Source organism: Sphingomonas sp., from assembly GCF_042091075.1.
Classification (GTDB): Bacteria; Pseudomonadota; Alphaproteobacteria; order Sphingomonadales; family Sphingomonadaceae; genus Sphingomonas.
This window is the reverse complement of the sequence record NZ_JBELIE010000045.1, coordinates 1-20941: the sequence shown is the minus strand read 5'-3', so window position 1 is coordinate 20941 and position 20941 is coordinate 1. Positions and strand designations below refer to the sequence as shown.

Annotated in this window: 22 protein-coding genes and 1 pseudogene; 14 read left to right on the top strand and 9 right to left on the bottom strand. The window is 67.7% G+C overall.

All coding sequences use genetic code 11. The features are described from left to right. The 8 genes and pseudogenes from ACFDSW_RS06550 to ACFDSW_RS06515 form a co-directional block, all read left to right on the top strand. Positions 1-554 (top strand): aldehyde dehydrogenase family protein (locus ACFDSW_RS06550; protein WP_375249475.1); only part of this gene is annotated, 554 nt, incomplete at its 5' end. A gap of 25 nt (positions 555-579) precedes the next feature. After that, positions 580-1104, top strand: coding sequence for a hypothetical protein (locus tag ACFDSW_RS06545; protein ID WP_375249474.1), 525 nt, complete (start codon positions 580-582; stop codon positions 1102-1104). Between the two features lie 98 nt (positions 1105-1202). After that, positions 1203-2045: a formyltetrahydrofolate deformylase gene (gene purU, locus ACFDSW_RS06540; protein WP_375249473.1), complete on the top strand. Its 843-nt coding sequence runs from the start codon at positions 1203-1205 to the stop codon at positions 2043-2045. A gap of 13 nt (positions 2046-2058) precedes the next feature. Then, positions 2059-3222, top strand: a complete 1164-nt coding sequence (locus ACFDSW_RS06535) for an acyl-CoA dehydrogenase family protein (RefSeq protein WP_375249472.1) — start codon at positions 2059-2061, stop codon at positions 3220-3222. 142 nt (positions 3223-3364) lie between these two features. Beyond that, positions 3365-4429 carry an enoyl-CoA hydratase/isomerase family protein gene (locus ACFDSW_RS06530; RefSeq protein ID WP_375249471.1) on the top strand — a complete coding sequence of 355 codons (1065 nt, stop codon included), beginning with the start codon at positions 3365-3367 and terminating at the stop codon, positions 4427-4429. 73 nt (positions 4430-4502) lie between these two features. Next, positions 4503-5279 (top strand): enoyl-CoA hydratase, encoded by a 777-nt coding sequence (locus ACFDSW_RS06525; protein ID WP_375249470.1) that lies wholly within the window; start codon positions 4503-4505, stop codon positions 5277-5279. 90 nt (positions 5280-5369) lie between these two features. Continuing rightward, the gene (mmsB, locus tag ACFDSW_RS06520; protein ID WP_375249469.1) at positions 5370-6266 is read left to right on the top strand and encodes a 3-hydroxyisobutyrate dehydrogenase; all 897 of its coding nucleotides are present in this window, start codon (positions 5370-5372) and stop codon (positions 6264-6266) included. A 352-nt stretch (positions 6267-6618) separates the two neighbouring features. Further along, a pseudogene (locus ACFDSW_RS06515) lies at positions 6619-7053 on the top strand (TetR family transcriptional regulator); the annotation flags it as partial. A gap of 138 nt (positions 7054-7191) precedes the next feature. On the opposite strand, the gene kynU reads toward ACFDSW_RS06515, so the two are convergent. The 5 genes from kynU to ACFDSW_RS06490 form a co-directional block, all read right to left on the bottom strand. Then, positions 7192-8385 carry a kynureninase gene (gene kynU, locus ACFDSW_RS06510; protein ID WP_375249468.1) on the bottom strand — a complete coding sequence of 398 codons (1194 nt, stop codon included), beginning with the start codon at positions 8383-8385 and terminating at the stop codon, positions 7192-7194. A gap of 26 nt (positions 8386-8411) precedes the next feature. Then, positions 8412-9740: a UDP-glucose dehydrogenase family protein gene (locus ACFDSW_RS06505; protein ID WP_375249467.1), complete on the bottom strand. Its 1329-nt coding sequence runs from the start codon at positions 9738-9740 to the stop codon at positions 8412-8414. A gap of 85 nt (positions 9741-9825) precedes the next feature. Next, a complete protein-coding gene (locus ACFDSW_RS06500) occupies positions 9826-10227 on the bottom strand; it encodes an acyl-CoA thioesterase (protein ID WP_375249466.1) in 402 nt (133 codons plus the stop codon). Next, entirely contained in the window at positions 10224-10784 is a 561-nt protein-coding gene (locus ACFDSW_RS06495) for a DedA family protein (protein ID WP_375249465.1), read from the bottom strand. The genes ACFDSW_RS06500 and ACFDSW_RS06495 overlap by 4 nt, the downstream gene beginning before the upstream one ends. An 82-nt stretch (positions 10785-10866) precedes the next feature. Next, positions 10867-12960 (bottom strand): S9 family peptidase, encoded by a 2094-nt coding sequence (locus ACFDSW_RS06490; RefSeq protein ID WP_375249464.1) that lies wholly within the window; start codon positions 12958-12960, stop codon positions 10867-10869. A 57-nt stretch (positions 12961-13017) separates the two neighbouring features. Between ACFDSW_RS06490 and gluQRS the strand changes: the two genes are divergently transcribed. From gluQRS to egtD, 5 genes are all read left to right on the top strand, one after another. After that, positions 13018-13815 (top strand): tRNA glutamyl-Q(34) synthetase GluQRS, encoded by a 798-nt coding sequence (gene gluQRS, locus ACFDSW_RS06485; RefSeq protein ID WP_375249463.1) that lies wholly within the window; start codon positions 13018-13020, stop codon positions 13813-13815. Between the two features lie 88 nt (positions 13816-13903). Continuing rightward, the gene (locus ACFDSW_RS06480; protein ID WP_375249462.1) at positions 13904-14131 is read left to right on the top strand and encodes a twin transmembrane helix small protein; all 228 of its coding nucleotides are present in this window, start codon (positions 13904-13906) and stop codon (positions 14129-14131) included. A 7-nt stretch (positions 14132-14138) separates the two neighbouring features. Further along, complete coding sequence (locus tag ACFDSW_RS06475; protein WP_375249461.1) at positions 14139-14696, top strand: cob(I)yrinic acid a,c-diamide adenosyltransferase; 558 nt, start codon at positions 14139-14141, stop codon at positions 14694-14696. 49 nt (positions 14697-14745) lie between these two features. Next, complete coding sequence (gene egtB, locus ACFDSW_RS06470; RefSeq protein ID WP_375249460.1) at positions 14746-16002, top strand: ergothioneine biosynthesis protein EgtB; 1257 nt, start codon at positions 14746-14748, stop codon at positions 16000-16002. A 4-nt stretch (positions 16003-16006) separates the two neighbouring features. Further along, positions 16007-16984 carry an L-histidine N(alpha)-methyltransferase gene (gene egtD / locus ACFDSW_RS06465; protein ID WP_375249459.1) on the top strand — a complete coding sequence of 326 codons (978 nt, stop codon included), beginning with the start codon at positions 16007-16009 and terminating at the stop codon, positions 16982-16984. A gap of 50 nt (positions 16985-17034) precedes the next feature. On the opposite strand, the gene ACFDSW_RS06460 is transcribed toward egtD, so the two are convergent. Together ACFDSW_RS06460 and ACFDSW_RS06455 are read right to left on the bottom strand one after the other, a co-directional pair. Further along, positions 17035-18075 carry a DUF1176 domain-containing protein gene (locus tag ACFDSW_RS06460; protein WP_375249458.1) on the bottom strand — a complete coding sequence of 347 codons (1041 nt, stop codon included), beginning with the start codon at positions 18073-18075 and terminating at the stop codon, positions 17035-17037. Then, complete coding sequence (locus tag ACFDSW_RS06455) at positions 18048-18251, bottom strand: DUF1176 domain-containing protein (RefSeq protein WP_375249457.1); 204 nt, start codon at positions 18249-18251, stop codon at positions 18048-18050. The genes ACFDSW_RS06460 and ACFDSW_RS06455 overlap by 28 nt, the downstream gene beginning before the upstream one ends. A gap of 176 nt (positions 18252-18427) precedes the next feature. Here ACFDSW_RS06455 and ACFDSW_RS06450 point away from each other — a divergent pair, with 176 nt between their 5' ends. Continuing rightward, positions 18428-19297, top strand: coding sequence for a 3-hydroxyacyl-CoA dehydrogenase NAD-binding domain-containing protein (locus ACFDSW_RS06450; RefSeq protein ID WP_375249456.1), 870 nt, complete (start codon positions 18428-18430; stop codon positions 19295-19297). 54 nt (positions 19298-19351) lie between these two features. On the opposite strand, the gene ACFDSW_RS06445 is transcribed toward ACFDSW_RS06450, so the two are convergent. Together ACFDSW_RS06445 and ACFDSW_RS06440 are read right to left on the bottom strand one after the other, a co-directional pair. Continuing rightward, complete coding sequence (locus tag ACFDSW_RS06445; RefSeq protein WP_375249455.1) at positions 19352-20317, bottom strand: phosphoribosylaminoimidazolesuccinocarboxamide synthase; 966 nt, start codon at positions 20315-20317, stop codon at positions 19352-19354. Then, on the bottom strand, positions 20314-20941 hold a 628-nt coding region (locus ACFDSW_RS06440; protein WP_375249454.1), incomplete at its 5' end, for an agmatine deiminase family protein. The genes ACFDSW_RS06440 and ACFDSW_RS06445, both read right to left, overlap by 4 nt.

Here is a 20941-nt window from a genome sequence, read left to right as displayed (position 1 = left end):
ATGCCGAGGCGCATTACGGCCCGGTGGTGAACGCCGCGCACAAGCAGCGCGTCGAGAACTGGATCCAGACCGGCGTGGACGAGGGCGCCGAGCTGGTCGTCGACGGCCGTGGTTTCCGTTTGCAGGGGCATGAGAAGGGCTTCTTCATCGGCCCGTCGCTGATCGACCGCGTCACGCCCGAGATGGCGGCGTATAAGGAGGAAATCTTCGGCCCGGTGCTGCAGATCGTCCGCGCCCCCGATTTCGAGACCGCGCTGCGGCTTCCCAGCGAGCACCAATATGGCAATGGCGTCGCGATCTTCACCCGCAACGGCCATGCCGCGCGCGAGTTCGCGGCGCGCGTGAACGTCGGGATGGTGGGCATCAACGTGCCGATCCCGGTGCCGGTCGCCTATCACACGTTCGGCGGGTGGAAGCGTTCGGCGTTCGGCGACACCAACCAGCACGGCATGGAAGGCGTCAAATTCTGGACGAAGGTGAAGACCGTCACGCAGCGCTGGCCCGATGGGGCTGCCGAGGGGGGTAATGCGTTCGTTATTCCGACGATGGGGTAATGGCGGACGAAAAGGAGTGGGCGCGATGCGGTGGATGATGACGGCGGTGCCAGCCGTGCTGTGGCTGGCCGCCTGCTCCGCCGACGGCGACGCCGACTATAATCGCGTCGCGGTGCCCGAGCGCGAGGCGCGGGCGCAGGCGGCGATCGAGCAAGCGGCGGCCAGCAATGGTGCCGCGGCGACCGCCACCACCGGCGTGCCGATCGCGCCACCGACGAGGAACGCGCTCGGCGACCGGGCCTTGCCGATCGATTTCGTCGGTTATTGGGGCATCACCCCCGATGATTGCGAACTGGCCAATACCGCCGCCACCGGGCGCATCAACATCGATGGCGACACGATCCGCTTCTACGAAGCCAAGGCGCGGGTGGAGTCGCTGCAACGGCGATCGCCCTATGCGGTGACGGCGGTGCTGCGCTTCAGCGGCGAGGGGCAGACGTGGCGGACCACCGATCGGCTGTTGCTGGAGGCGGGCGGCACCAGATTGGTGCGCATCCAGGCGGCGACTGGCGATCGCCCGGCGACGACGTTGCGCTACCGCAAATGCTGACCCGCGCGACGCGCCCCGATTCGACAATGTGGCGTCATTCGCGCAACGGCGTGGCACCGGCATGAACCGCCGGAGACCCGGGGGGCGATGTGGAGCGCATGAACGACGACGGCCAGTGGATTCTGTTATTCACCTGCGCGGACCGCACCGGCATCGTCGCGGCAGTGACCGGGGAGGTGGCGGCGGCGGACGGCTTCATCCTCGACAGCCAGCAATATGCCGATCTGGAGAGCGGGCGTTTCTTCATGCGGTTGCGCTTCGCGGTGGCGGGCGACCCGCGCGGCTGGCTGGCGCCGGTGGCGGAGCGGTTCGGGTTCGACTGGACGCTGACGCCGGCGGCGCAGCGGCCGCGCGTGCTGATCGCCTGTTCGACGACATCGCATTGCCTCAACGATTTGCTGCACCGCTGGTCGATGGGGGCTCTGCCGATCGATCCGGTCGCGGTGGTTTCCAACCACGAGGTATTGTGCGGGCTGGCGGAGTGGCATGGCGTACCCTTCCATCACCTGCCCGTCGACGCGGCGAGCCGGGCGCGGCAGGAAGCGGACTTTCTGTCGCTGGTCGAGCGCAGCGGAGCGGAATTGGTGGTGCTGGCGCGGTACATGCAGGTGTTGACCCCGCGACTGGTGGCGGCGCTGGAGGGGCGGTGCGTCAACATCCACCACAGCTTCCTGCCCAGCTTCAAGGGCGCGCGGCCCTATCATCAGGCGCATGCGCGCGGGGTGAAGCTCATCGGAGCGACGGCGCATTTCGTCACGACCGATCTGGACGAAGGACCGATCATCGAGCAGGCCGCCGAGCGCGTCGATCATCGCGCGACCGCCAACGATCTGGTCGCGATCGGGCGCGATATCGAAGCGCAGGTGCTGGCGCGCGCGGTCGGCTGGATCGCGGAACGGCGCGTCCTGCTCAACGGGCAGCGCACGGTGGTATTTCGGTAAAAGGATGCTGACGATGTCGGATCAGTTCGACCCCACGCCGCAGTTCGATCTGACAGGCGACCAGCGCGAGATCCAGGAGCTCGCGCGCCGCTTCACCGCCGATCGGATCACGCCGTTCGCGGCGGAATGGGACGAAAAGCACATCTTTCCGCGCGACACGATCAAGGCGGCGGCCGAACTCGGTTTCGCCGCGATCTATGTCAGCGAGGAAAGCGGCGGGATCAATCTGGGTCGGCTGGAGGCGGCGTTGATCATGGAGGCGATGGCCTATGGCTGTCCCGCCACCAGCGCGTTCATCTCGATCCACAATATGGCGAGCTGGATGATCGATCGGTTCGGTTCCGCCGAACTGAAGGCGCGCTACCTGCCCGATCTGGTGACCATGGAGCGGATCGCCAGCTATTGCCTGACCGAACCCGGCAGCGGCTCCGACGCGGCGGCGCTGAAGACCAGCGCCCGGCTGGAAGGGGATCATTATGTCGTCAATGGCAGCAAGCAGTTCATCTCCGGCGCCGGCGAGAACGAAGTCTATGTGACGATGGTGCGCACCGGCGAGGCGGGGCCGAAGGGCATTTCCTGCCTCGTGATCGACAAGGACATGCCGGGCGTGTCGTTCGGCGCGAACGAGCGCAAGCTCGGCTGGCATGCGCAGCCGACGCGACAGGTGCTGTTCGACAATGTGAAGGTGCCGGTGGCGAATCGCGTCGGGCAGGAGGGTGAGGGCTTCCGCTTCGCGATGATGGGGCTGGATGGCGGGCGGCTCAATATCGGCGCCTGTTCGCTGGGCGGGGCGCAGCGCTGTCTGGACGAATCGATCGCCTACACCAAGGACAGGCAGCAGTTCGGCAAGCCGATCGCCGATTTCCAGAACACGCAGTTCATGCTGGCGGATATGGATACCGAGCTGCAGGCGGCGCGCTATCTGCTCTATGTCGCGGCGGCGAAAGTGACCGCCAATGCGCCGGACAAGACGCGCTTCGCAGCGATGGCGAAACGGCTGTCGACCGATACCGGATCGAGCGTGGTCGACCGCGCGCTGCAACTGCACGGCGGCTACGGCTATCTGATGGATTATCCGATCGAGCGTTTCTGGCGAGACCTGCGCGTCCATTCGATCCTGGAAGGCACCAACCAGGTGATGCGTATGATCGTCGGCCGCGAGCTGACGCGGCAGTGAAATCGATCCTCCCCGGGGCGGGGAGGTGGACCATGCGCAGCATGGTGGAGGGGGATCGGCGCGGGCGTTCCGGTGGGGGTGAATCCCCCTCCACCCCGGCCATCCGGTGGCGATCCCCCTCCCCGCCATGCGGGGAGGATATATGATGGAAGACCTTATCATCACCGCCGACGGCCCGCTTGGCCGGATCCGGCTGAACCGCCCAAAGGCGCTCCACGCGCTCACCACCGCGATGTGCGAGGGCGTGCTGGCGGCGCTGGAGCGATGGCGCGACGATGACGCGATCCGCTGCGTGGTGATCGATCACGCCGAGGGCAGGGGCTTTTGCGCGGGCGGCGATATCCGCATGCTGGCCGATAGCGGGGCGAAGGACGGCGCGGCGGCGCGCGCCTTCTTCCACACCGAATATCGCATGAACCACCGCCTGTTCACTTATGCCAAGGACACGGTCGCGTTCATGGATGGGATCACGATGGGCGGCGGCGTCGGCATCAGCCAGCCGTGCCGCTATCGCGTCGCGACCGAGAATACCAAATTGGCGATGCCCGAAACCGGCATCGGGCTGTTCCCCGATGTCGGCGGCGGATGGTATCTGTCGCGGTTGCCGGGGCGGGTGGGGCAATATCTGGCGCTGACCGGGCATCGGCTTGATGGTGCCGAGACGCTGGCGCTGGGGCTGGCGACGCATTTCATCCCCGCCGCGCAGGTCGAGGAGGCGAAGCAGGCGATCGTCGCCGCGCCACAGGCGATCGTCGCCGCGCCACAGGCGATCGACGGCGCCTTGTCGGCGCTGGCGACCGATCCGGGCGAGGCGCCGCTGCTGGCGCACCGCGAGGCGATCGACCGCTTGTTCGCGTCCGATCGGCTGGAGGAGGTGTTCGCCGCGCTGGCGGCGGACCCTTCCGACTTCGCACGTGAGACGCTGGCGACGCTCAGGACCAAATCGCCGCAGACGATGAAGGTCAGCCTGAAGCTGTTGCTCGATGGCCGCACGATGCCGACCTTCGAAGACGAGATGCGGCAGGAATATGCGGTCGGCGCCCGCGTGGTGCAGCGCCACGATTTCCTGGAGGGCGTGCGGGCGGTGATCGTCGACAAGGACAATGCACCGCGCTGGAACCCCGCCACGCCCGAGGGGGTGAGCGATCACGTGATCGACCAGATCTTCGCGCCCCTCCCCGAGGGGGAGGCGTGGACGGCGCGGTGACGCGCCGCCGGTCGGGCGGCCCATTGTGAAGAACCCGGCCGGCGCCGGGATGATGATTCGGAGGAGATCACAGATGGCGAAGTACGAAACGATCCTCGTCGAACAGCGCGGCGCGGTGACATTGGTGACGCTGAACCGGCCGCAAGCGCTCAACGCGCTGAATTCGCAGGTGCTGGCGGATCTGCTGGCGGCGTTCGCGGCCTTCGATGCCGATCCGTCGCAGGGCTGCGCCGTGCTGACCGGCAGCGAGAAGGCGTTCGCGGCGGGCGCGGATATCAAGGAGATGTCGGCACAGGGCTTCGCCGACATGTACGGGAATAACTTCTTTGGCGGCTATGAGACGCTGACGCGCACGCGCAAGCCGGTGATCGCGGCGGTGGCGGGCTATGCGCTGGGCGGCGGCTGCGAGCTGGCGATGATGTGTGACTTCATCCTGGCCGCCGACAGCGCGAAGTTCGGCCAGCCCGAGATCAAGCTGGCGGTATCGCCGGGCATGGGCGGGTCGCAGCGGCTGGCGCGCGCGGTGGGCAAGGCGAAGGCGATGGAAATGTGCCTGACCGGGCGGATGATGGACGCCGCCGAAGCGGAGCGTGCCGGGCTGGTCAGTCGTGTCATCCCCGCCGCCGACCTGGTCGAGGAGGCGGTGAAGACGGCTGCCACCATCGCCGGCATGGCCCCGCTTGCGATCCTCGCGAACAAGGAGATGGTCAACGCCGCATTCGAGACCACGCTGTCGGCGGGCGTACAGTTCGAGCGGCGGCTGTTTCACGGCCTGTTCGGCACCGCTGACCAGAAGGAAGGCATGGCCGCCTTCGTCGAAAAGCGCGCGGGGCAGTGGACGGGGAAGTGATCGGGATCGTCGTACCGGCGAAGGCTGGCGGCCTCGCCGCATGATACGCCGGCCCTCGCCGGCGTGACGAAAGGGAATCAGGAGAGAGAAATGGCGCGCGTTGGTTTTATCGGACTGGGCAATATGGGCGGCGGTATGGCCGCCAATCTGGCGAAGAAGGGGCATGACGTGCGCGCCTTCGATCTGTCGGCCGATGCGCTGGCGCGTGCCAAGGCGGCGGGATGCCTGCCGCTGACGTCGGCGGCCGAGGCGGTCGACGGGGCCGAGGCGGTGATCACGATGCTGCCCGCCGGGGCGCATGTCGAACAGGTATACCGCGAAAGCCTGGGCGGCGCGGCACCATCGACGATCCTGATCGACTGCTCGACGATCGACGTCACCACCGCACGCCGCGTCGCGCAGGACGCGGCCGCGCGCGGGATCGCGGCGGTCGATGCGCCGGTTTCGGGCGGGATCGCGGCGGCGGAAGCGGGCACGCTGACCTTCATGGTGGGCGGTAGCGAGGAGGCGTTCGCACGCGCGCAGCCTTTCCTCGATGATATGGGCAAGAATGTCATCCATGCCGGTGGCCATGGCGCGGGCCAGGCGGCGAAGTTGTGCAACAATCTGATCCTCGGCGCGACGATGATCGCGACGTGCGAGGCGTTCGTGCTGGCGGAGCGACTGGGCCTGTCGCCACAAACCTTCTACGATATCGCCAGCACCGCGACCGCCCAAAGCTGGTCGATGACCAGCTACTGCCCGGTGCCCGGCGTCGGTCCGCAATCCCCCGCCGATCGCGACTATCAGGGCGGCTTCGCGGGGGCGCTGATGCTCAAGGATCTCAATCTCGCGATGACCGCGGCACAGGATGTCGATGCCGAGGTGCCGATGGGCGCGCGCGCGCGCGATCTGTATCAGGCGTTCGCCGATGCCGGGCAGGGCGGGCTGGATTTCTCCGGCATCATCCGCATGCTCGCCCGCAAGGAAGAGGGCACGGCGGGCTGAGGCGGATCAACCTCCACGTCGCTGGACCGCTCCCCCTCCCCGCGCGGGGGGAGGAGGGGCGGAACGCCACGTCGGCGCAGGGCGGCTCGACCGGCGCCGTACCGAACGATTAGGGCAGCCATGCTACCCCCTTATCCGCTTGCCTCGGTGCGCGATCCCGACCTATCGTCGATCATAGGGAGAGGGCATCGTATAGCGAGCCCAAGAGGGAAGACGAGCGATGCCCAGCCAGTCTGCGGCGGTGCCGGGACGTTCGCGCCCCGACGCCAGACCGCGTCGCCGCCGCCACAAACGTCACTCCGGTGACGTGTTGCTCGACGCCGCCAGTGCGCTGATGATCGAGCGCAATTCGATCACCGTCACCTTTTCCGACATCGCGGCGCGGGCGCAGCTCAATTCGGCGCTGATCCATTATCGTTTCGGCGGCAAGGCCGGGCTGTTCCGCGCGCTGATCGAGCGGGACGTCGGGGGCACGTTCCCGCATCTCGACGATCTCGTCACCGCGCCGCTTCCCGCGGTGGAAAAGATGACCCGCCATATCCAGGCGATCATCAAGGTGTATTTCGAACATCCCTATCTCAACCGGCTGCTGGCGGCGCTGTCGCAGGATGTCGACGGGGAGGGCGCGCGCTTCATTTCCGAGCGGGTCGTGCTGCCGTTAACGCGCGCGCAGACCGCGATCCTCGCGCAGGGGCAGGCGGAGGGGGTGTTTCGCGCGGTCGACCCGATGTTGTTCTATTTCTCGCTGATCGGCGCGTGCGATCATCTGTTCCAGGCGCGTTACGCGCTGAAATGGGCAATTCGGCGGAGGCGATGTCGACGACGCGCTCCGCCGCCGTTACGCGCGGCACGTCACCGAGTTGCTGCTGGAGGGGATGCTTGCGGTGCGGTGAGGCGCGCGGCGCCTGCCGGTCCACCGCGCCGATCAGGTGACCGGCGCGCGGCGGTGATAGGCCGGACGATCCCAGGCGTCGGTGGCGAGCACCTCGGCCAGGATCGTCGCGGCGCGCACCACCTCGTCCTCGGTCAGATACAGCGGCGTGAAGCCGAAGCGCAGGATGTCGGGCGCGCGCACGTCGCCGATCACCCCGCGCGCGATCAGCGCCTGCATGATCGCATAGGCCTGTGGGTGCGCGAACGAGAGCTGGCTGCCGCGGGCGTGCGGATCGCGGGGCGAGGCCAGGGTCAGCATCGGGCAATGCGCCTCCACCTCGGCGCGGAACCGTTCGGACAGCCGGATCGAGGCGGCCCGCAGCGCGGCCATGTCGACGTCGTTCCACGCATCGAGGGCGGCGTCGAGCACGGCAAGGGCGAGGATCGGCGGCGTGCCCACGCGCATCCGTTCCACCCCGGCGGCGGGACGATAAGCGCGCTCGAACGCGAAGGGTGCGTCATGGCCCAGCCAGCCCGACAGGATCGGCTGGACGACATCGGCGTGGCGCGGCGCGACATGGATGAAGGCCGGCGCACCGGGGCCGCCGTTGAGATATTTATATGTGCAGCCGACCGCGAAATCGGCGTCGGCGGCGGTGACGTCGACCGCGATCGCCCCCGCCGAATGCGCCAGATCCCATATCGCGAGCGCGCCCGCCGCATGCGCGCGCCAGGTCAGCGCGCGCATGTCGTGCAGGCGTCCGCTGCGATAGTCGACCTCGGTCAGCATCACCACCGCGACGCTGTCATCGATCGCGTCGGCGACCGCCTCTGGCGCCACCACCTTCAGCGACAGGCCGCGCCCCAGCGCGCCCAGTAGACCGTCGGCGATATACAGATCGCTCGGGAAATTGCCCGTGTCGGATAGCACCACGCGGCGATCCGGCCGCAACGCCAGTGCGGCTGCGAGCGCCTGGAACAGCTTCACGGATAGCGTGTCGCCGGTGGTGACGCTGCCCGCCGGCGCCCCGATCAGCCGCGCGATGCGATCGCCGACGCGCGCCGGCAGCGTCATCCAGTCGCAGTCGTTCCACGCCCGGATCAGCCGATCGCCCCATTGCCGTTCCAGCACCTGCGCCATCCGCGTCGATGCGCTGCGCGGCAGCGGACCCAGCGAATTGCCGTCGAGGTAGATCACGCCCTCCGGCAGATGGAACAGCGCGCGGGTGGCGGTGAAATCGGTCACGCCCGCGATCCAGTCACGATCCGCGGTCAGCGCCCCACCGAGGTATAGGCGAAGCCGGCGCGCTCCACTTCGTCGAAGGAATAGATGTTGCGCAGATCGATCATCACCGGGCGCGTCATCGTCCCCGCCAGCCGCGTCAGATCGAGTGCGCGGAAGACGTTCCATTCGGTGACGATCACCACCGCATCGGCGCCGGTCGCGGCGTCATAGGCGTCGCGGCAATAGGTGACGTCGGGCATCATCGCGCGAGCCGCCTCCATGCCCTCGGGATCATAGGCCCGCACCGTCACGCCCGCGTCCTGCAATGCCAGCACGATCGCCAGGCTGGGGGCATCGCGCATGTCGTCGGTGTCGGGCTTGAAGGTCAGGCCCAGCACCGCCACGGTCTTGCCCTTCGCGCCCTCGCCCCCGTTGGCCTGCAGCGCGTGCAGCACCTTGCGGCCCATCGCACGCTTGCGCGCGTCGTTGACCTTAACCACCGCTTCGACGATCCGTACCGGCGCCTCGAAATCCTCGCCGGTCTTCAGCAGCGCGAGCGTGTCCTTGGGGAAACACGAGCCGCCATAGCCCGGGCCGGCATGAAGGAATTTCGTCCCGATACGGTTGTCGAGGCCGATGCCGCGGCTGACATCCTGCACATTGGCGCCCACCGCCTCGCACAGATCGGCCATTTCGTTGATGAAGGTGATCTTGGTCGCGAGGAACGCATTGGCGGCATATTTGATCAGTTCCGCGGTGCGGCGCCCGGTGAACAGGATCGGGCTCTCGTTCAGGTACAGCGGGCGATATACTTCGCGCATCACGCGGCGTGCGCGCCCCTCGTCCTTTTCGTCATCGCTGCCGATGACGATGCGATCGGGCCGCTTGAAGTCGCCGATCGCGGCGCCTTCGCGCAGGAATTCGGGATTGGAGACGACCGCGACGTCGATCTCCTTGTGCCCTGCCTCGCGCAGGATCGCCTCCACCTTGTCCCCGGTGCCGACGGGCACGGTCGACTTGGTGACGATCACCGCCGGTCCGGTGAGCGCAGCGGCGATTTCCCGCGTGGCGGCGAAGACATAGGTCAGATCGGCGTGCCCGTCGCCGCGCCGCGACGGCGTGCCGACCGCGATGAAGATCGCGTCCGCGCCCGCCACCGCGCTGTTCAGATCGGTGGTGAAGGTCAGCCGCCCCGCCGCGACATTGGCGGCGACGAGGTCGTCAAGCCCCGGCTCGTAGATCGGCATCCGCCCTGCCTTCAGCGCGTCGATCTTCGCCGCATCCTTGTCGACGCAGATCACGTCATGCCCGAAGTCGGAGAAGCAGGCGCCCGACACCAGGCCGACATAGCCCGAACCGATCATCGTGATCTTCATAGTGGTTTCCGGTCCCTCGCTACGCCCGATCGGGCTGTGCCCCCCGCGCTGTAGAGGGGGGCCGGTGGCCCGGCAACCTCCCGGATCAGCCGGGGGCGTGCAGGAACGGGGCAGCGATCTCGGGCCGTACCCGCAGCAGCCGCCCGGTGGCGCGATCGAGCAATGCCCAGGTCGTCACGCCTTCGACGCGCACCTTGCCGTCATCGCCGAGGAAGCGGAAATGACGGTCGAAGCGCGCACCGCGCGGCGCCTCCGGCACCCAGGTCTCGCCGGTCACATGCTCGCCCGTGGTGACGTTGCCGCGATAATCGATAACATGGCGGGTGACGACCCAGATGAGCATGTCGCGTTGCGCCGCCGGCGCTACCGCATGCCAGTGCGCCACCGCCAGATCCTGAATCCAGCGCACCCACACCGCATTGTTGACATGCCCCAGTTCGTCGATGTCCGCTGGGGTGGCGGTAAAATCGTATCGGAACGGCGTCATGCCCGCATTCTGACACGCCGGACCAGCGCGACCAAGAGCCCCAGCGCCACCACGCCGCCCACCGCCCACCACAACCGGCCGTCGTGGCTCAGCCGGCCGATCACGCGCTCGAACGCCGTGCCGAACCAGTAACCCACGGCGCTGAACAGGATGCCCCAGGTGATCGCGGAAGCGGCGTTGACGGTCGCGAACAGGCGCGGGCGGATCCCGGCGGTGCCGATCGCGATCGGGCTGATCGTGCGAAAACCGTAGATGAAGCGAAAGACGAAGATGAAGCCGATCGGGTGGCGTTCCAGCATCGCCAATGCCTTGGCGAAGGCGGGTTTCTGCCGCGCGGCGACCACCCAGCGATGGTTTCGCGCGCGTCGCCCGGCAAAGAACCAGGCCTGGTCGGCGCAAAACGAACCGCCCGCCGCCGCGAGCATCGCCGCCCACAACGGGAAATAATGCTGATGCGCGATCACGCCACCGGCGATCACCGCCGCCTCGCCTTCCAGCGCGGCGCCGACGAAGACCGCGGCAAGACCGTAATGCAGGACGAGCGAGTCGATCGTCATCGCGGGCTGGGGATGGGGATCGGCTGGGCGCTCGCCGTCTTCGTGCGGGCGGTGCCGTCGTCCGAACGACGGACGGCGCGGCTCATTCCTCGACGCCCAACTGCCACAGCACGAAGGCATGTTCCTCCGCCGCCTCGCGCAGCGCGTCGAAGCGGCCCGATTTGCCGCCGTGGCCAGCGCCCATATTGGTCTTGAGCAGCAGGATATTGTCGTCCGTCTTGGTCGCGCGCAGCTTCGCGGCCCATTTGGCCGGCTCCCAATAGGTGACGCGCGGATCGTTCAGTCCACCCGAAATGAACAGCGGCGGATAGGCCTGCGCACGGACATTGTCATAGGGCGAATAGCCGCGGATCAGCTCGAACGCCGCCTTGTCCTCGATCGGGTTGCCCCATTCGGGCCATTCGCCGGGCGTCAGCGGCAGCGTGTCGTCCAGCATCGTGTTGAGGACGTCGACGAACGGCACGTCGGCGATCACCGCACCCCACAGGTCGGGATCGGAATTGACCACCGCGCCCATCAATTCGCCGCCCGCCGAACGCCCCGCGATCGCGATCTTCCCGGCGCTCGTCCAGCCGCCGTTGATCAGCCCCTTCGCCACATCGACGAAGTCGGTGAAAGTGTTGGTACGTTTTTCGAGCTTGCCGTCGTGATACCATTGCTGGCCCAGGTCGTCGCCGCCGCGGATATGCGCGATCGCATAGGCCATGCCGCGATCGAGAAGGCTCAGTCGACCGGTCGAGAAACCGGGCGGGATCGCATGGCCGTAGGCGCCATAAGCATAAAGGAACAAGGGCCGCGATCCGTCACGCGGGAAATCGGCCGGATAGACGATCGATACCGGAATCGCGGTGCCGTCACGCGCGGCGATGGTCAGCCGTTCGGTGGCATAGCGGCCCGCGTCATAGCCCGACGGGATCTCCTGCACCTTCAGCACCGTCTTCTCGCCGGTGACGGTGTCGTAATCGTAGACGGTGCCCGGCGTGACCATCGATTCATAGCCCAGCCGGATGACGGTTTGATCATATTCCGGATTGTCGCCGGTGCCCGCGCTGTAGCTTGGCTCGGGAAACGGAATGCGGCGCGGCGCCCGCGCGGAATCGTAGGCATGCAGCTCGATCTGGTCGAGCCCGTCCTCGCGCCCCTCGACGATGAAGAAGTCGCGGAAACACTCCACCCCGGTCATGTAGAAATGCGCGCTGGGGGCGATCCGCTCGTGCCATTCGCCCGGCGCGTCGATCGACGCGGTGACGAGGCGCCACATCGGATCGACGTCGTTGGTATGGATGAACAAGGTGTCGCCATGCGTATCGACGTCATATTCGCGCCCGGCGACGCGCGGCGCGATCAGGATCGGCGTGGCGAAGGGGTCGTTGGCCGGATACAGGCGGATCTCGCTGGTGTCGTGGCTGCCGGTGACCAGCGCGATCCAGCGGCGGTCGCTGGTTTCGCTGACGCCGACCGAGAAGACGGGATCATCCTCGTAATATAGCGTCTGGTCGGTGGCGGGATCGCTGCCGAGGCGGTGGACCTTGATCGTCCGCGTGCGCCAATGCTCGTCGGTCAGCCCGTACAGGATGAAGCGTCCGTCGCTGGTGAAAACGATATTGCCGATCGTCCCCTCGATCGCGGTATCGCCCCACCGCCCCGACGCGCCCGGGATCACCTCGTCCAGCGTCGTTGCGCCGTCGAGGCTCTTGAAGTGGATCGTGTACCGCTCCGATCCGTCGTCATCGATCGAATAGGCCATCACGCGCGCATCCTCGCTGATCGCGATCGCGCCGACGCGGAAATATTCCTTGCCGGCGGCCAGTGCTGGCTCGTCGAGGATCAGTTGGTCCGGGCCGCCAGCGACGGGCCGGCGCCACCACAAGCGATACTGGCCGCCGGTTTCGAACGCGGTCCAGTACAGCCAGTCGCCGTCCTTTTGCGGCACGGAGGATTCGTCTTCCTTGATGCGCGCCTTCATCTCTTCGTACAGCCGATCGACCAGCGCGCGGCGCGGCGCCATCTGCGCTTCGAAATAGGCGTTCTCCGCCTCCAGATAGGCGAGCACCTCCGGATCGCGGACGTCGGGATAGCCGGGATCGCGCAGCCACGCCCAGGGGTCGTCGATCGTGATGCCGTGGCGGGTGAAGCGATGTGGGCGGGTTGCGGCGACGGGGGGTGATACGGTCATGGGTGCCTGATAGCCGCTGACTTGATCGCGGGTCCATCACCCTGCACATCGCGGCGCATGATCGTCACGCGCTTCGCACCCTCGCCGACCGGGCGGCTGCATCTGGGGCATGCGCGCTCCGCGATCCTGGCGCATGACCATGCACGCGCGGCGGGCGGGCGATTCCTGCTGCGGATCGAGGATATCGACGGCACGCGCAGCCGCCCCGCGCATGTCGACACGATCCTTGCCGACCTCGCCTGGCTGGGGCTGCGCTGGGACGGTGCGGTGGTGCGGCAATCGCAGCGGCTTCATCTGTACCAGGCCGCGCTGACGCGATTGCGCGAGGCGGGGCTGCTGTATCGATGCTATTGCACCCGCGCGGAGATCGCGGAGGCGATGAGCGCGCCGCACGGGGCGACGCCGGTCTATCCCGGCACCTGCCGCGGCGCGCCGGCGCGCGACGCGCCCTTTTGCTGGCGGCTCGATATGGCGGCGGCACTCGCCCGCACCGGGCCGCTGACGTGGCACGATCACGGCGATGCCGTCGTCGCGGACGCCGCGGCGCAGGGCGACGTCGTACTGGCGCGCAAGGATGCGCCCGTCAGCTATCATCTGGCGGTGGTGGTGGACGATGCCGCGCAGGGCGTGACCGACGTGGTGCGCGGCCGCGATCTGTTCGCGGCGACGCACGTCCACCGTGTGCTGCAGGCGCTGCTGGATCTGCCGGTGCCGCACTATCATCATCATGCCTTGATGACCGGCGCGGATGGCGAGCGGCTCGCCAAGCGTCACGGCGCGCCGACGCTCGCGGCGATGCGCGAGGCGGGGGAGGACGGCGCGGCGGTGGCGGCGCGATTGCGGGCGATGGCGTGAAGCCCGCCCCACCAGCCGCGATGCCCCGCCGGGGCCTGGCCCGAAAGCCCATGTTGCCCCCGCGTCACACACGGCTTACATCCTTCGCATGAATACGTTCCTCGTCATCCTGCTGGTCGCGGCGATGATCGCCACGGTGGTCGCGCTGGTACGCGGCATCATCTCCTTCCTTCAGGAGGCTTCGGCGGAAGCGCGCGGCGAAGGGCCGACCGCGGCGCAGCTGAAATCGAACCGCATGATGCAGATGCGGATCGTGTTCCAGGCGGCGGCGGTGCTGATCGTCGTCATCATCCTGTTCGCCGCCGGACGCACCTGATCCCGCGATGGTGAAGCTGAATCGTATCTACACCCGCACCGGCGATGCGGGCACCACCGGGCTGGTCGATGGCAGCCGCGTCGCGAAGAACGATTCGCGCATGGCCGCGATCGGTGATGTCGACGAGGCGAACAGCGCGATCGGCGTCGCGATCGCCTCTTCGCTGCCGGAGGCGATCCGCCAGGAATTGTCGCTGATCCAGAACGACCTGTTCGATCTGGGGGCGGATCTGGCAACGCCGGGCGAGGATTTCACGCCCTCGCCGATGACGCTGCGGATCGTCGCGGCGCAGGTGGAGCGGCTGGAGCGGGCGATCGACGCGCTCAATGCCGATCTCGAACCGCTCACCAGCTTCATCCTGCCCGGCGGCACGGCGGCGTCGCTGCATCTGGCGCGCGCGATCGTGCGGCGGGCGGAGCGGTCTGCGGTGGCGGTCGTGCCGGGCGTCAATCCACAGGCGCTCGCGTACCTTAACCGCTTGTCCGATTTTCTTTTTGTAGCCTGCCGGGCGGTGAACAAAAGCGCTGGCGGCGACGTTTTATGGGCTGCCGGGGCGAACCGCTGACATCGTCGCGCCCCCGCTTGCCGGATCATCCGGCAGGGAGAAGGGGTTGATGGAAGCACGGCGGCACACGGCCCCGAAGGTGCCGCTGGCGGATCGTTTCGCCGCGGTGCGGACGTTGAGCGAGGCGCTTGCCGCGCCGCTTTCCGACGCCGATGCGACCGTCCAGTCGATGGACGACGCTTCGCCCGCGAAATGGCATCTGGCGCATACGACGTGGTTTTTCGAAACCTTCATCCTGCGCGATCACGTGCCGTCCTATCGGCTGCATGACGAGCGCTTTCCGTTCCTGTTCAACAGTTATTACGAAGCGGAGGGCAAGCGCCACGCCCGCGCGCGGCGCGGCATGATCACGCGGCCGACGCTGGCCGAGGTGCTCGCCTATCGCGCCGCGGTCGACGCGGCGTTGCTCGACGCGCTCGACGGGCTGCCCGTCGCGGCGCGCGACCTGGTGGCGCTCGGCTGCCACCACGAAGAGCAGCATCAGGAATTGCTGATCACCGACATGCTGCACCTGTTCTCCGAAAATCCGCTGGAGCCGGCGATCTGGAAGGCCGCACGGAAGGTGCCGGTCGCGATGCCGGGGCCGATCGGGTGGATCGAGCACGCCGAGGGCGTGGTCGAGGTCGGGCATGACGGCGGCGGCTTCGCGTTCGATTGCGAAGGGCCGCGTCATCGTGCGCTCGTGCCGGCGCATGCGATCGCCGATCGTACCGTCACCAATGGCGAATGGGCGGCCTTCATCGCTGACGGCGGGTATCGCGATCCGCGCTGGTGGCTGTCGGACGGCTGGGCGTGGGTGCAGCGCGAGGGGATCGTCGCGCCGCTCTACTGGGAACGGCGCGACGACCAGTGGACCCGCTTCGGCCTGGACGGCCGCCGAGCGATCGACCCCGCCGCCCCGGTGACCCATGTGAGCTTTTTCGAGGCGGACGCCTATGCTGGCTGGGCGGGTGCGCGCTTGCCCACCGAGTTCGAATGGGAAGCCGCCGCCGCGCGGTTCGATCCGGCCGCTGGCCATCTGCTCGACGCCGCCGGACCGGTCGAGCCGCGCCCATCCGCCGGCGGGCCGGCGTTCTTCGGCGACGTCTGGGAATGGACCGGCTCCGCCTATCGCCCCTATCCCGGCTTCCACCCCGCCGAAGGGGCGGTGGGCGAATATAACGGCAAGTTCATGAGCGGGCAGTTCGTCCTGCGCGGCGGCAGCTGCGCCACGCCGCGCGGCCATGTGCGCCCGTGTTATCGCAACTTCTTCTATCCGCATCAGCGCTGGCAATTCACCGGCGTGCGGCTCGCAAAGGATATCTGACACAATGCTGAAACCGGAGATCGAGGACGGTCAGACAAGCCTCGCCGATCCGCAATTCCGTGCCGATGTGCTGGCGGGGCTGACGCGGCGCCCGCGCGCGATCCCGGCGCGCTGGTTCTACGACCATCGCGGCTCGCAATTGTTCGAAGCGATCACTGATCTTCCCGAATATTATCCGACGCGCACCGAAACGCAGCTGTTGCGTGAAATCGGCCCCGAGTTGCGTGAGCTGGTCGGCGAGGGCCGCGCGATGGTGGAGTTCGGGTCGGGATCGTCCACCAAGACGCCGATCCTGCTCGATAGCATCATGCCCTCGGCCTATGTGCCGATCGACATTTCGGGCGATTTCCTGCGTGAATCGTCGCGCACGCTGGCGGAGCGTTTCCCGGATCTGCTGATCCTGCCGTTCGAGGCGGATTTCACGCGCCCGCTGACATTGCCGCGCACGATCGAGAAGGCGCCGAAACTGGGATTCTTCCCCGGCTCGACGATCGGCAATCTGATCCCGCTGGCGGCGATCGACCTGCTGCGCGCGATGCGCGCGTCGCTCGAAGAGGGCGCGATGCTGGTGATCGGGATGGACCGGATCAAGGACGCGCAGGTGCTGGTTCCCGCCTATGACGATGCGCAAGGGGTGACCGCCGCATTCAACCTGAACCTGCTGGAGCGCATCAATCGCGAGCTGGACGGCACGATCCCGGTCGATGCCTTCGCGCACAAGGCGATCTGGAACGACGATCGCGCACGGATCGAGATGCATCTGGCGGCGACGCGCGATACCGCGTTCGAGGTGGACGGCCGCCCGTTCGAGATCGCCGCGGGCGAAACGATCCACACCGAGAACAGCCATAAATATGGCCCCCGCGATGCGCGCATCCTGCTCCGCGCGGGCGGCTGGACGCCGATCCGCGAGTGGACCGACGCCGACGGCAAATTCGCGGTGATCCTGGCGGAGGCACAGGCCGAGCGACCAGCGCCATAATCGACGCCAAACCGCCACCGCCACTGGCGCGGTGGTGGCGGTAACGGAGATTATCGCACCACCACCTGTGCACGCCAGGTCGGAATAAAGCTGGTCACTTGCCGGCATTCCCCCATGTCGCGCTGGTCGACGAGCCGCAGGCGCGCCCCGTCCCAGGCGAATTGCTGTTGCGACCCGCAATCGCCCAGCCCGCGTGCGCGAAGGAACGCCGTCACCCGGCGCGTCGCCGGTTCCCACCCGCCGTTGATGACGATGTTGCCGGCCTGCCCGGAGAAGCCGGACGGCGCGTCGAGGATCGCGGGGGCGGGCTTGCCCTTGTCGGGCACGACGAACAGGCTGGTATAGATGTTATAGGCGCCGTTGCCGCACGGATGCTCCACCGTGACCAGCGTATGCGTCGCATCGAGCCGAAACGCCTGTGGTGCCACGGCGCCGGCGTCCTGTCCGCATGCTACATTGTCGCGCCCGATCAGCTTGGCCGCGCGCTTCGCCGACAGGACGCGCGGCGGCTTGCCGGTCACGGGCGGCTGGATCACCACGGGCAATGGCGGAACCAGCGGAATGCGGCTGCGCGGGCGGGTGCCGGGGCGGCGCAGGGCGGTGACGCCGCCGGTGCGATACTGCGCGTCGTCCATCGCGGTCAGTGCGGCGCTCAGGCCTTCCAGCGACGCGGTGGCGAGCGTCTGGTCGCTCGAATCGACGATCGCCACGCGGCGGCCAGCGATCAGGGCGTTCGCCAGCGAGCCGCTGAAGGGCAGCGCCAGCCCCGCGCCGTTGCCCGGCGCGACGATGCGCGCGATCGTCTTGCGGTCGACCGCCATCGATACCGTCTTGCCCCGCGCCACCGTGGCGGGCAGCATCACCGCCAGTTGCGCCGGCGCGGTGGCGCGTCCCCCACGGGTGAGCGTCAGCATCAGATAACCATCGCGATCCTCCGCATCAGGGACGAGCGCCACCGCCATGCAACTGCGCTGATTGTCGCACCCGATCGTCCAGTCGCCGAAGGTGCGCAGCGGCGCGGGCGCGCTGGGAGGATCGTCGGCGGCGATCAGCAGCGCCGCGATCAATGCCGCCGCACCCGCGCGCGCCAAGTGGTGAGGAAATGCGTGCTGACGCGACATTCTGTCATCTCGCTTTGCTGGCTGAGGCGAAAGCGCCGGCCGTCCCACATGAAGATCTGGGCCATGCCGCCATCACCGACACGTCGACCTTTGGTGCTACTCGTTAACGATCTCTTACCGAGCGTGCCCTCCACGACTGTCCGCATGCGGGGTGCGACGGACGGCGGGATCGCTCTGAATGTAAAGCCGCCCGGACAACGCCGCGCCGGGATGATGCGCCCTGATCGCGCCGATGCTGGTCATTTGCCTGCGATGTGCCTCCGTGCTGGCGTCCTGGGCTCGCGCCTGTGTAGAGGGGCCCGTAGCTGAACAGGAGATGGGCATGCAGGCAATCGGTGTGATCGGGGCGGGCCAGATGGGCGCGGGCATCGCGCAGGTTTCCGCGGCGGCGGGCTATCGCGTGCTGTTGGGCGACGTCGACCAGGCCCGCGCCGAGGCGGGCAAGGCGGGGATCGCCAAGCGCCTGAATCGCGACGTGGAAAAGGGCAAGATCGAGGCTGCCGCGCGTGACCGGCTGCTGGAGCGGATCGAGCCGGTGGCCTCGGTGTCAGGCATGTCCGCCTGCGGCCTGGTGATCGAAGCGGCCACCGAGCGCGAGCCGATCAAGCGCGCCATTTTCGCCGACGTGGGCAAGGTGCTGGGGCATCAGGCGGTGCTGGCCTCGAACACCTCCTCGATCCCGATCACGCGACTGGCACAGGCCAGCCCCGACCCGGCCCGTTTCGTTGGGGTGCACTTCTTCAATCCGGTGCCGGTGATGGGGCTGATCGAGGTGATTCGCGGGCTCGCCACCTCCGACGAGACGGTCGCGACGGTGCGGACCTATGCGGCCGCCTTGGGCAAGCAGGTCGTCCAGGCCAATGACGCGCCGGGCTTCATCGTCAATCGCGTGCTGATGCCGATGCTCAACGAGGCGTGCTTCGCGCTGGGCGAGGGCGTGGCGACGGTGCGCGATATCGATCTGGCCTGCCAGCTCGGGCTCAATCATCCGATGGGGCCGCTCACGCTGGCGGATTTCATCGGCCTCGATACCTGTCTGGAGATCACCCGCGTGCTGTTCGAGGGTTCCGGCGATCCCAAGTTTCGCCCGGCGCCGCTGCTCGTCAAATATGTCGAGGCGGGCTGGTATGGCCGCAAGACCGGGCGCGGTTTCTACGATTATTCGGGCAGCGAGCCGGTGCCGACGCGATAGGATCGCGCGCCGGCGGCCCCGCCATCCCGACGCGTGTCGGGATGGCGGGCAGCGTCATGGGGCGGAGGCAAACACGCGCAGCCGGTCAGTGATGCGCGCGAGGACCGTCTCGCCTGCCAGGTCGGGAACGAAGCGCTCGCCGGTGATCGTCTCAAACGCCTCGACATAGACCGCCGAGGTGGCGAGGATCATGTCATCCGGGATCGGCGGGATCGCGTCCCTGTACGGGTCGCACCGCGCGGCGACCCAGCTGCGCACCACGTCCTTGTCGAAACTGTCGGGCCGTTCCCCCGCCGCCACACGCGCGGTGTAGCTGTCGGCCTTCCAGAAGCGGCTGCTGTCGGGGGTATGCACCTCGTCGGCCAGCAGGATATTGCCGTCCGCATCCACGCCGAATTCGTATTTGGTGTCCGCCAGGATCAGGCCGCGCCGCGCCGCGATTTCCTGTCCGCGCGCGAACAGCGCCAGCGCGGTGGCGCTGATCTCGTCCCATTGCGCGGCAGTCAGCAAGCCGTCCGCCAGAATCTCGTCCGGGGTCAGCGGGCGATCGTGTCCGCCGTCGAACTCCTTGCTGGTGGGGGTGATGATCGGCTGCGGCAGGCGTTCGTTGTCACGCATGCCATCGGGCAGCACGGTGCCGTACATCCGCCGTTCCCCCGCCTTGTACAGCGTCAGGATCGAGGTGCCGGTCGTGCCCGCCAGATAGCCGCGCACCACGATCTCGACCGGCAGGATTGTCAGCCGGCGGCACAGCAGCACGTTGGGATCGGGATAGTCGATCACATGGTTGCGGCACAGATCGGCGGTCTCTTCGAACCACCAGCGCGCGGTCTGCGTCAGGATCTGGCCCTTGTACGGCACCGCGCACAGGATGCGATCGAACGCGCTCAGCCGATCGCTGGCGACGATCAGCCGGCGGCCGTCGGGCAGGTCGTAATTGTCGCGCACCTTGCCGCGATAATGGTTCGGCAGGAACGGCAGCTCGACCGCGTCGAGCACGCGCGCGGGATCGACGATCATGCCGGGATCTGCTGGCTGATGCAGTGGAAACTGCCGCCGCCCGTCAGGATCGCATCGGCGCGCAGGCCGATCACGTGACGATCGGGGAAGATCGCCTGGATCGCGGCCACCCCGGCCTGATCCTGGTCGGTGCCATACAGCGGCACCACCACCGCGGCATTGCCGATGTAGAAGTTCATATAACTGGCCGGAACCACGTCGTCGTCGCGCATCACGCGGCCGGGGGAGGGGATCTCGACCACCTCCACCCCGGCCATTCGCGCGCGCTGCGCCGCGTCCTGATAGACGCGCCAATTGGGGTCGTTCTCGGGTGAGCGCGGGATCGCCAGCCGGTTGGGGCCGACGAAGCGCGCCAGATTGTCGACATGTCCGTCGGTATGATCGTTCATCAGCCCGTCGCCCAGCCACAGCACGCGATCAAACCCCAGATCCTGCGCCAGCAGCGTCTCGATCCCGGCGCGCGTCAGCCCCGGATTGCGATTGGGATTGAGCAAACATTGCTCGGTGGTGACGACCAGGCCGGTGCCGTCGCCATCGATCGCACCGCCCTCCAGTACCCAGTCGCACGGCAGGATCACGATGCCGCGCCGCCGCGCCAGCCGCGCGCCGATATCGTCGTCCCCC